8 protein-coding genes and 1 pseudogene are annotated in these 8,804 nt (G+C 73.2%); 3 read left to right on the plus strand and 6 right to left on the minus strand.

Annotation, left to right across the window (positions count from 1 at the left end; all coding sequences use genetic code 11):
* Together C1J00_RS32245 and C1J00_RS32250 are read left to right on the plus strand one after the other, a co-directional pair.
* Nucleotides 1-717 (plus strand): amidase (locus C1J00_RS32245; RefSeq protein ID WP_245936584.1); only part of this gene is annotated, 717 nt, incomplete at its 5' end.
* 10 nt (nt 718-727) lie between these two features.
* The gene (locus C1J00_RS32250) at nt 728-1,285 is read left to right on the plus strand and encodes a TetR/AcrR family transcriptional regulator (protein WP_102912528.1); all 558 of its coding nucleotides are present in this window, start codon (nt 728-730) and stop codon (nt 1,283-1,285) included.
* Between the two features lie 282 nt (nt 1,286-1,567).
* Here C1J00_RS32250 and C1J00_RS32255 read toward each other — a convergent pair whose 3' ends face one another.
* Genes C1J00_RS32255 through C1J00_RS32270 form a run of 4 tightly spaced genes read right to left on the minus strand, consistent with a single transcriptional unit; the run spans nt 1,568 to nt 6,413 of the window.
* On the minus strand, nt 1,568-2,032 hold the full coding sequence (locus tag C1J00_RS32255) for a GNAT family N-acetyltransferase (RefSeq protein ID WP_102912522.1): 465 nt from the start codon (nt 2,030-2,032) through the stop codon (nt 1,568-1,570).
* Nucleotides 2,033-2,087: 55 nt separating this feature from the next.
* Nucleotides 2,088-2,978 carry an LLM class F420-dependent oxidoreductase gene (locus tag C1J00_RS32260; RefSeq protein WP_102912523.1) on the minus strand — a complete coding sequence of 297 codons (891 nt, stop codon included), beginning with the start codon at nt 2,976-2,978 and terminating at the stop codon, nt 2,088-2,090.
* A gap of 44 nt (nt 2,979-3,022) precedes the next feature.
* Nucleotides 3,023-5,593 carry an ABC transporter permease gene (locus tag C1J00_RS32265; RefSeq protein WP_102912524.1) on the minus strand — a complete coding sequence of 857 codons (2,571 nt, stop codon included), beginning with the start codon at nt 5,591-5,593 and terminating at the stop codon, nt 3,023-3,025.
* 4 nt (nt 5,594-5,597) lie between these two features.
* Complete coding sequence (locus C1J00_RS32270; protein WP_102912525.1) at nt 5,598-6,413, minus strand: ABC transporter ATP-binding protein; 816 nt, start codon at nt 6,411-6,413, stop codon at nt 5,598-5,600.
* 32 nt (nt 6,414-6,445) lie between these two features.
* Here C1J00_RS32270 and C1J00_RS47215 point away from each other — a divergent pair.
* A pseudogene (locus C1J00_RS47215) lies at nt 6,446-6,787 on the plus strand (fic family toxin-antitoxin system, toxin component).
* Between the two features lie 12 nt (nt 6,788-6,799).
* Here C1J00_RS47215 and C1J00_RS32280 read toward each other — a convergent pair.
* Together C1J00_RS32280 and C1J00_RS32285 are read right to left on the minus strand one after the other, a co-directional pair.
* Entirely contained in the window at nt 6,800-7,507 is a 708-nt protein-coding gene (locus C1J00_RS32280; RefSeq protein WP_102912526.1) for a class I SAM-dependent methyltransferase, read from the minus strand.
* A gap of 69 nt (nt 7,508-7,576) precedes the next feature.
* Nucleotides 7,577-8,512: an endonuclease/exonuclease/phosphatase family protein gene (locus C1J00_RS32285; protein WP_102912527.1), complete on the minus strand. Its 936-nt coding sequence runs from the start codon at nt 8,510-8,512 to the stop codon at nt 7,577-7,579.
* Between the last annotated feature and the right edge of the window lie 292 nt (nt 8,513-8,804).

Raw genomic sequence — 8,804 nt, forward strand, 5'->3', positions numbered from 1 at the left:
TCCCTGGCCGCATCGCCCGTGAACTACCGGCCGGGCCCCGGCACGGACCTGACCGGGGTGCGGATCGGCGTGCCGCGCACCTACTACTTCGACCACGTCGACGCGGAGGTGGAAGCCGCCGTTCGGCACGCGATCGGCTCACTGCAGGCCCTCGGCGCACGCCTCGTCGAGGTCGACATCCCCATGACCCGCTACATCCAGGCCACCCAGTGGGGCCTGATGGTTCCCGAGGCCACCGCCTATCACGAGGCCACCCTGCGCACGGTCCCGGAGCTGTACCAGGCCGACGTCCGCGTCCTGCTGGAGGCCGGCGAACTGATGCCCGCCGGGGACCATCTGCGCGCGCAGCGTGCCCGCACCCTCATGGGGCAGGAATGGACGCGCATGCTGCGCGACGTCGACCTGATCGCCGCCCCCACCCTCCCGGCCACCGCGGTCGAGGCCGGGCAGGAGACCATCACCTGGGCCGACGGTACCGTCGAGGGCGTGTCCGACGCCTTTGTACGGCTCTCCGCCCCGGCCAACATCACCGGAGTGCCGTCCCTGACCGTGCCGGTCGGCCACGACACGGCCGGCCTCCCGATCGGCATGCAACTCATGGGACGGCCGCTCGAAGAGAGCCTGCTCCTTCGGGCCGGCCACGCCTACGAGCAGACCCGGCCCGCCTGCGAGCTCGCCCCCGCAGCGCCCGCGCCGGACGCGACGCACCGGCTCTAGGGTGACCGGCATGAGCAGGCAGATGGTGCGTCCCGGCGGACGCAGCGCCCGGGTCCAGGCGTCGGTGCACGCCGCCGTGCGCGAACTGGCCGCGGAGCGGGGCCGGGACGCCCTGACCGTCCCGTTGATCGCCCAGCGCGCCGGCGTGACCCCGTCGACGGTCTACCGCCGCTGGGGTGACCTGCAGACGCTGTTGTCGGACGTCGCGGTCGAGCGACTGCGGCCCGACACCACCCCCGGGGACCACGGCGCCCTGCCGGCCGACCTGACGGCCTGGGCCGAGCAGTTCCTCGACGAGATGGCCTCGCCCACCGGCCGTGCCTACATCCGCGACGCCCTGCTCGGCGACCCGGACGGCGGCAACGCCGGCCGGTGCTCGGCATACGCCGCCGAGCAGATCGACGTCATCCTCACCCGCGCGACCGGGCGCGGCGAGCGGGCACCCGACGTCGAGACGGTCATCGACGAGGTCGTCGCGCCCCTGATGTACCGCATCCTCTTCCGCCCGGCGGGCCTCGACGCCGCCTACGCCCAGCGGCTCGTGGCCCGAGCCCTGGGCGGAGCCTGACCGCGCGCCGCGGCAGACCTGCGGGGTGTCCGCAAAGCCCCGACGCCCCACGAGGCCCGGCACGCCGAGGGCACACACCGGACGCCCCGGGCCCGCCCCCGGGCCGTACGACGCGAGTTCGGGGACGCCTCGTCTCGGGCCCGCCCCTCGGGCCGTACGACGCGAGTTCGGGGACGCCTCCGTCCCGGGCTCGCCCCCCCCGGGCCGTACGGCGGGAGTTCGGGGACGCCTCCGTCCCTGGGCCCGCCCCTCGGGGCGGGCGACGCGACTTCGCGGACGCTCCTAGTCGGTGAGGGGCTTCACCCAGCGCCGCCACCGCTCCTCGGGCCCGTAGCCGGCGGCACTCCACGTCCGGTGCGCGGTCTCGTTGCGCGTGAGCACCATCGCGTCGGCGCGGCGCCCGCCGAGCCGGACGAAACGTTCCTCCGCTGCGGCGAGCAGCGCGGAGGCGATGCCCCGACGGCGCAGGTCCGGGTGCACGGCCAGCCGGTAGAGATGGCATCGCCAGCCGTCGAACCCCGCGATCACCGTGCCCGCCAGCTCACCGTCCCTCTCCCGAGCGCTCGAACCCGCTCGAGCAGGGGGGACCGTCATGGCCAGGAGCAGCGCCTCGGGGTCGCGTGCGACCAGTCGCTCCACGCCGCCGCGGTCGTCACTGATGCTCGTGCCTTCGGCGGCGACCTTCCAGAACGCCAGCACGGCGTCGAGGTCGTCGGGCGTCGCGGCCCGGATACGCAAGGTGGTCATGGGGCGATCACAGCACGCACGGCGAGCCGCGGCGCGGCATTTCACCATACGGACGTCAGGCCCCGCGCACCCGCGCCATGACCGGTGCGAACACCTCCATGCAGGGCTCCAGGACGGTCAGATACGTGAAGCCGTAGCGCTCGCGCCGGGCGAGGACCTGCTCCGCCAGTTCGTCGAGGGTGCCGACCAGGCAGACGGGAAGGCGCAGCACCTGATCGACCGTCATGCCCGGAACATGTTCCAGGAACGGCCGCACCGCGGCCTCGCGGTCCTCGGTGCCGATCACCATCTGCACCAGCAGGTTCAGCTCGGGCGGTACCTCACGGTGCTCGGCGAACCTCAGGTACCGCGCCACGCGTTCTTCGAGCTCGTCCGCGGTGATCGGCGTCAGCTGCCCGGTGGTGCTGCCCGCAGCCGTACGTGCCCCGGTGAACGCCGCGATGTCCGCGTGCTCGGCGCTCAGCCGCAGCATCCGGTCGCCGTTCCCACCGATCAGCAGCGGCACCCGCGGCCGCTGCACCGTCTGCGGCCGGTGCTCTCCCGAATCGAGCAGTCGCCCCAACTCCTCGACGGTGCGTCGCAGATGGTCCACCCGCTCGCCGGGCGAGCCGAACGGCAGCCCGGCCGTCTCGTGCTCCCCCCGCACATAGCCGGTGCCCAGCCCGAGTTCCAGGCGACCACCCGTCAGCGCGTCCGCCGTGGCCACCTCACGGGCCAGCAACGTCGGGTTCCAGAAACCCGCGTTGAGCGTGAAGGTGCCGACCCTCGGGCGCTCGGTCGCCTGGGCCGCCGCGACCAGCGCCGGGAAGGGCGCGGGCATGCCCAGATGGTCGGGCACGAGGATCACGTCGTAACCCAGCTCCTCGGCCCGGCGGCACTTGGCGCGCCACTCCTCTACGGACGCCGGCTCGATCAGATTGACCCCGAAGCGGAACGGACGCGGCATGAACTCTCCCCACACGCAAGCCAGTTGAGTACCCCGCGATTCCATCACTCGTGCGCGATGGCCGCCAGCACGTTCATGCGGGACGCGCGCAGCGCCGGCAGCAGCGCCGCCACGATCCCGACCACCACCGAGCCGACCACCACCAGCACGATCGTCAGCCACGGGATCGCCAGGGCCGTCATCCCCTGGAGCGCCAGCACCTGCTGCGTGCACACACCCCACAGCAGCCCCAGGGCGAGCCCGAGGACCGCGCCGAACACGGCGATCACCACCGACTCCAGCCGGATCATCCGCCGCAGCTGCCGCCGGGCCAGCCCGATCGCCCGCAACAGCCCGATCTCCCGGGTGCGTTCGACGACCGACAACGCCAGGGTGTTGACCACGCCCAGCACCGCGATGATGATCGCCAGCCCCAGCAGCGCGTACACGAGGTACAGCAGGACGGCGATCTGGTCGTGGACCAGCCGCTTGTAGTCGGCCAGGTCGCGCACCTGCACCTGCGGGTACGGATCCAGCATCTCCTCCAGGTTCGCGCGCAGGTCGCGGTCGCCCGTGCCGCCCGCGGCGTTGACGTACAGCGCGGAGTCCTGCCCGCCCGGCGCGTACCGCTCCAGGGTGCCCAGTCCGAAGAACAGCCCGCCCTGGGTGCCGAACCCCTCGGCGGCGTCCTGGTCGGTGAGCGCGCCGACCGTCAGCTCGGCAGAGCGCCCGCCCGGGAACTCCACGGGGAGGGCGCTGCCCACCCGCACGCCGTGGTCGCGTGCGAAGTCCCGGTCCATGGCCAGGTGCCCGCTCGCGAGCGCGGCCGCGGAGTCACCCTGTGCGTAGGTGACGTTGGCGACCTCGTCGAGCCGGGGGCCGTAGCCCGCGGCGGTGGTCTCCACACGGTCGCCGTCCGGGAGCCGCACCGCGACCGGTGTGAACCGCCCGCGCACGACGAGACCCACGCCGTCGGTGCCGCGCACCTTGTCGGTGACCTCCTGCGGGAACGGCTGGAAGTTGCTGTTCTGGACCACGAAGTCGGCGCCCAGCGTCTTGTCGATCTGCCGGTCGAACGACGCGGTCATCGACTCGCTCGCCACCGACATCCCGCCCACCAGGGCGATCCCCACCATCAGGGCCGCGGCGGTGGCCCCGGTACGGCGGGGGTTGCGCAGGGCGTTGCGCTGACTCATCCGGCCGATCGACCCGAACAGCGCGGGGAAGGCCGCGCCCAGCACCCGGATCACCGGCCGCACCAGCAGGGGCCCGGCGATCACGGTCGCGATGAGGGTGAGCACCACACCGAGCCCCAGCAGGGACGCCGCCGACGAGGTCTGCCGCGACACCGCGCAGCCCGCGAGCGCCGCCGCACCGGCCGCCCCGACGATCGCGCCCGCCACCGCACGCGCCCGCAGCGGCCGGCCCACTCCGGCGACCTCGGCGTCCGAGAGCGCGGCCATGGGTGAGACGCCCGCGGCCCGCCGCGCCGGGAGGTACGCGGCGACGAACGTGACGCCGAGCCCGACGACGTACGCCGCCACCGGTGTCACCCAGCCGATCTCCATCTCGTCGGTGTCGATGTTCATGCCGAGCAGACCCATCAGCTCGATCAGCCCGGCCGCGAGCCCGATGCCGGCGGCGAGCCCCAGGGTGGAGCCGACCAGGCCGAGCAGCAGGGCCTCGGTGAGAACCGAGGCACGGACCTGGCGCCGGTCGGCGCCCAGCGCGCGCAGCAGGCCCAGTTCGCGGGTGCGCTGGGCGATGAGCATGGAGAAGGTGTTGACGATCAGGAACACGCCGACGAGCACGGCGATCCCGGCGAAGCCGAGCATCACGTACTTGATCACGTCGAGGAACCCGCCGAGCTGCTCGACGTCCGACTCGGCCTGTTCGTCGGCCGTCCTGAAGTCGTAGGTGTGGGCACCGAGCGCGCCGGCCACGCGCCGCTTGAGCTGGTCGTCGCCGACGCCCTGAGCCGCGTCGACCGAGATGCCGGTGGCCGTCCCCGGCCGGCCCAGCAGCTTCGTCTGGGCGGTGGCGGTGTCGAAGTAGAGCTGCGCGGAGCCGGGGTTCGTGGTCCTGAACGTGACGATGCCGACCACCCGGACCTCGAACGACCCGGGGGGCGCGATGACCGTGAGGGCGTCGCCGATGCGCACGTCCTTGCGGTCGGCGGTCTCGGAGTCGATCAGGGCCTGGGCGGGACCGCGCGGGGCGTGGCCCGAGCTCAGCTCCACCGGGCTGCGCTCGTTCGGGCTCCAGGCGTTGCCGAGCGTCGGTGCCCCGGTGGTCGGGCCCACCGGCTGGTTCTTCTCGTCGACGACCGTGAGGCCGTTCACCTTCACATCGGCGCGGGCCGCCGCGACTCCGTCGACCTGCCGCCGGACCCGTTCGGTGAGCGAGGCCGGCAGGGTGGCCGTCCGGCCGGAGGGCACCGCCTCGTCGAGGTCCTCCTTCGGGCTGATCGTGACATCCGCCGCGGTCGAGGCGAACAGCCGGTCGAACGTGCGGCTGACGGTGTCCGAGAAGATCAGGCTTCCCGTGACGAACGCGACGGAGAGCAGGACGGCGAGCGCGGAGAGCAGCAGCCGCCCCTTGTGCGCCAGGAAGCTCCGCAGGGTCGCCTTGAGCACGGGCTCAGTTCTCCTCGGACGACGCCGGGGCGTCCTCGTACCGGCTGCGGATCACGTCGAACCTCTTCATCCGCTCCAGTACCGCCTCCGCCGTGGGGCGCCGCATCTCGTCGACGATCCGGCCGTCCCCGAGGAAGAGCACCAGGTCCGAGTGGGCGGCCGCGCCCGGGTCGTGGGTGACCATGACGACGGTCTGCCCGAGCTGGTCCACCGCCTCGCGCAGGAAGCCGAGCACCTCCAGGCCGGCGCGCGAGTCGAGGTTGCCGGTCGGCTCGTCCGCGAAGATCAGCTCCGGCCGGGAGGCCAGCGCCCGCGCGCAGGCCACGCGCTGCTGCTGCCCGCCGGAGAGCTGAGACGGGCGGTGCGCGAGCCGGTCCCGCAGACCCAGGGTGTCGATCACCCGGTCCAGCCATGCCCCGTCGGGCTTCCGGCCCGCGATGTCCATGGGCAGCGTGATGTTCTCCAGCGCGTTCAGGGTCGGGATGAGGTTGAACGACTGGAACATGAAGCCGATCCGGTCGCGGCGCAGCCGTGTCAGCTCGCGCTCCCTCAGCCCCGTGATCTCCGTGTCGCCCAGCCACACCTGACCGGCCGAGACGGTGTCGAGGCCCGCCAGACAGTGCATCAACGTGGATTTCCCGGAGCCCGACGGGCCCATCACCGCGGTGAACCGGCCCCGGACGACGTCCACGTCCACCGAGTCGAGTGCCAGTACGGTCGTCTCGCCCGAGCCGTACGCCTTGGTGAGACCGCGGGCGCGGGCCGCGATCCCGTCGGCCGGCGCGAGGCCGGGAGCGTGCTCCGCAGCAGGTGTGGACAAGACCGCCTCCTCTGGGTGGACGTCAGGACCTCATGGTCCTGCCCGAGGGTAATGTGACCCGGCCCACACTCGGTATCCTCCGCGGGTCGGACTCCGCCCTTGTCGCCGCCCGCCATCAGGCCGCCATATTCGCCGTCCCCGTCTACGACAGCCCGCACGCCCGTGCCGCCGCCCTGCTCCAGCTCCTCCTGCACGTCCCGCCCTGGAGGCTCCAACGCCCTGTTCGCCTCCGCCGTCGCCTACGCGTACCTCGTCGCCAGCGGCCTCAAGGCCGTCACCTCGCCCGAGCAGGTCCGCGACCTCGCCCGGCTGGTCAAGAGCGGCGAGGCGTCCGTCCGGGACATCGAGCGGGAACTGCGCGGTGGAGCCTGTGACTCACCGCTGACTCAGCGTTGTGCGCACTCCTCGGTGAGCAGTTCCAACCCCTCGGTCGGGCGCCACGCCGTGCCGAGCACGCAGTACGAGGTGGGCAGCGCCGGCCCCTGTTCCGGCATGAGCACCCGCCGGTAGGGACCGAGCTCGAACCCGGCGTCCCGCAGCGCCCGGACCGGCTCCCGCGCCACATGGCAGCCCCCGCTCAGCACCGGCCACACCGTCCGGTCCAGTGCGTGCTGCGTGAAGGTCATCGCACGGCCGCCGCCCCGGCCGTGCTCGAAGAACCGCACCTCGCCGCCCGGCCGCAGCACCCGCCGCAGCTCCCCGAGCGCCCGGGGCACGTCCCGCACACTGCACAGCACCAGCGACACCACCGCCGCGTCGAAGCCCTCGCTCTTGACCGGCAGCGCCTCGGCCGCGCCCGGCACGACGTCCACCGGCACCCCGGCGCGCAGCGCGGCCTCCACGGCCAGATGCCGCAGCCGCCGCTCCGGCTCGATGGCGACGACCTCCGCGACGGTGCCCGGGTAGTGCGCGAAGTTCAGCCCGTTGCCCGCGCCGATCTCGATCACCCGCCCGGACAGCCCGCCGAGCAGTCTCTCGCGTATGCGGCCCACGCCCATACGGGTCTCGGCGGCCACACTGGCCCGGGCGTAGCAGCGGGCGAACAGCGGATGGTGCACGGCGTCCCGTGGCACCTTTCCTGAGCGGAGCGGCATGGAAGACCTCCCTGCGAGGCTGGCCCTACCCCGATTCTCCCCGCGACGGGCCCGGCGCACCCCTGCCGGCTACCGCAGGAGCAGGCGGCCCAGCACCGGAAGGTGGTCGCTCCCGGTCGCCTCCAGCGCCGTCACCTCCGCCACCTCGACCCCTCGCCCCAGCACCTGGTCGATCCTCGCCACCGGCAGGCCGGCCGGCCAGCTGAACGCGAACCCCGTGGGCGGAGCGTGCAGCCGGGAGGTGAGCGGGGCGAGGCCACGGTCCCGGACCGTGCCGTTGAGGTCGCCCACCACCAGCAGCCGGCCCGCCGGGTCGGCGGCGATCCTGGCACCGAGCAGGGCCGCGCTCTCGTCCCGGGCCGCCGAGGCGAGCCCCGTCGGGCCCAGGCGCACGGACGGCAGATGGACCACGTACACCGCGATTCTGCCGCCGGGGGCGGACACCGTCGCCCGCAGGGCCCGCTGCCAGCTCGCCGGGAAGCCCTCGGGCCGGATGTCCACGGGCCGCACGTCCGAGAGCGGATACGCCGACCAGAGCCCTACCGTCCCGCGGACCGCCCGATGCGGATGGGAGGCGCCCAGGACACCCTGGTAGGCGGGCTGCGCGGCGGGCGTCAGCTCCTCCACGGCGATCAGGCCGGCGCGCGTGGCCAGCAGGGCCCGGGCGGTGCCGGCGGGGTCGGCGTTGTCGTCGGCCACGTTGTGCTGGACGACGGTCAGGTCGTAGGAGCCCGGAGGCGAGGAGAACCACACCCCGCCGAACATCCAGAGCCACACGGCCCCGGGCGCCAGGCAGGCGAGCAGCCCCGCCCTCGACCGCGCGATCAGGGCGACGCAGCCGAGCACGGGCACGGCCAGCCCCAGCCACGGCAGAAACGTCTCCAGCAGGCTCCCCAGCCGCCCGGCCCCGTTGGGCACGGCGGAGTGCAGGGCGAGCAGACCGGCGACACCGCAGGCACCGCTCACCAGCCAGGCGTCCCACGACGACCTGCCGCCGACGGCCACGCTAGTGCTGCGACCGGAAAGGTTCACCGGCTTGCGACGCCCGGCACGGCACCTCGCCGCGTTGTCGCATCACCCGAGTACGTCCAGTACGCGGGCGATGCTCCGCCTTGCGATGCACCGCACCGGACGCCGCAAGCTTTCCGGCAAACCATTCCGGTCACAGCACTAGTAGGACTCCGTTAGGTGTGTTTGCCTGTTGTGTCTCGTCGGGGGCACGGTGGGTGTATGGATATGCGGCAAGTGGAGGGCCTGCGGGCGGAGTTAGCCGGGTTCGTGGCGGATGTGTTCGCGT

This window comes from Streptomyces cahuitamycinicus, assembly GCF_002891435.1.
GTDB classification, from domain to species: Bacteria; Actinomycetota; Actinomycetes; order Streptomycetales; family Streptomycetaceae; genus Streptomyces; species Streptomyces cahuitamycinicus.

Bases quoted from the DNA above. Each gene is read 5' to 3' on its own strand.
- C1J00_RS32250 (WP_102912528.1), top strand. From the start codon at position 728: ATGAGCAGGCAGATGGTGCGTCCCGGCGGACGCAGCGCCCGGGTCCAG.
- C1J00_RS32255 (WP_102912522.1), bottom strand. From the start codon at position 2,032: ATGACCACCTTGCGTATCCGGGCCGCGACGCCCGACGACCTCGACGCC.
- C1J00_RS32280 (WP_102912526.1), bottom strand. From the start codon at position 7,507: ATGCCGCTCCGCTCAGGAAAGGTGCCACGGGACGCCGTGCACCATCCG.
- C1J00_RS32260 (WP_102912523.1), bottom strand. From the start codon at position 2,978: ATGCCGCGTCCGTTCCGCTTCGGGGTCAATCTGATCGAGCCGGCGTCC.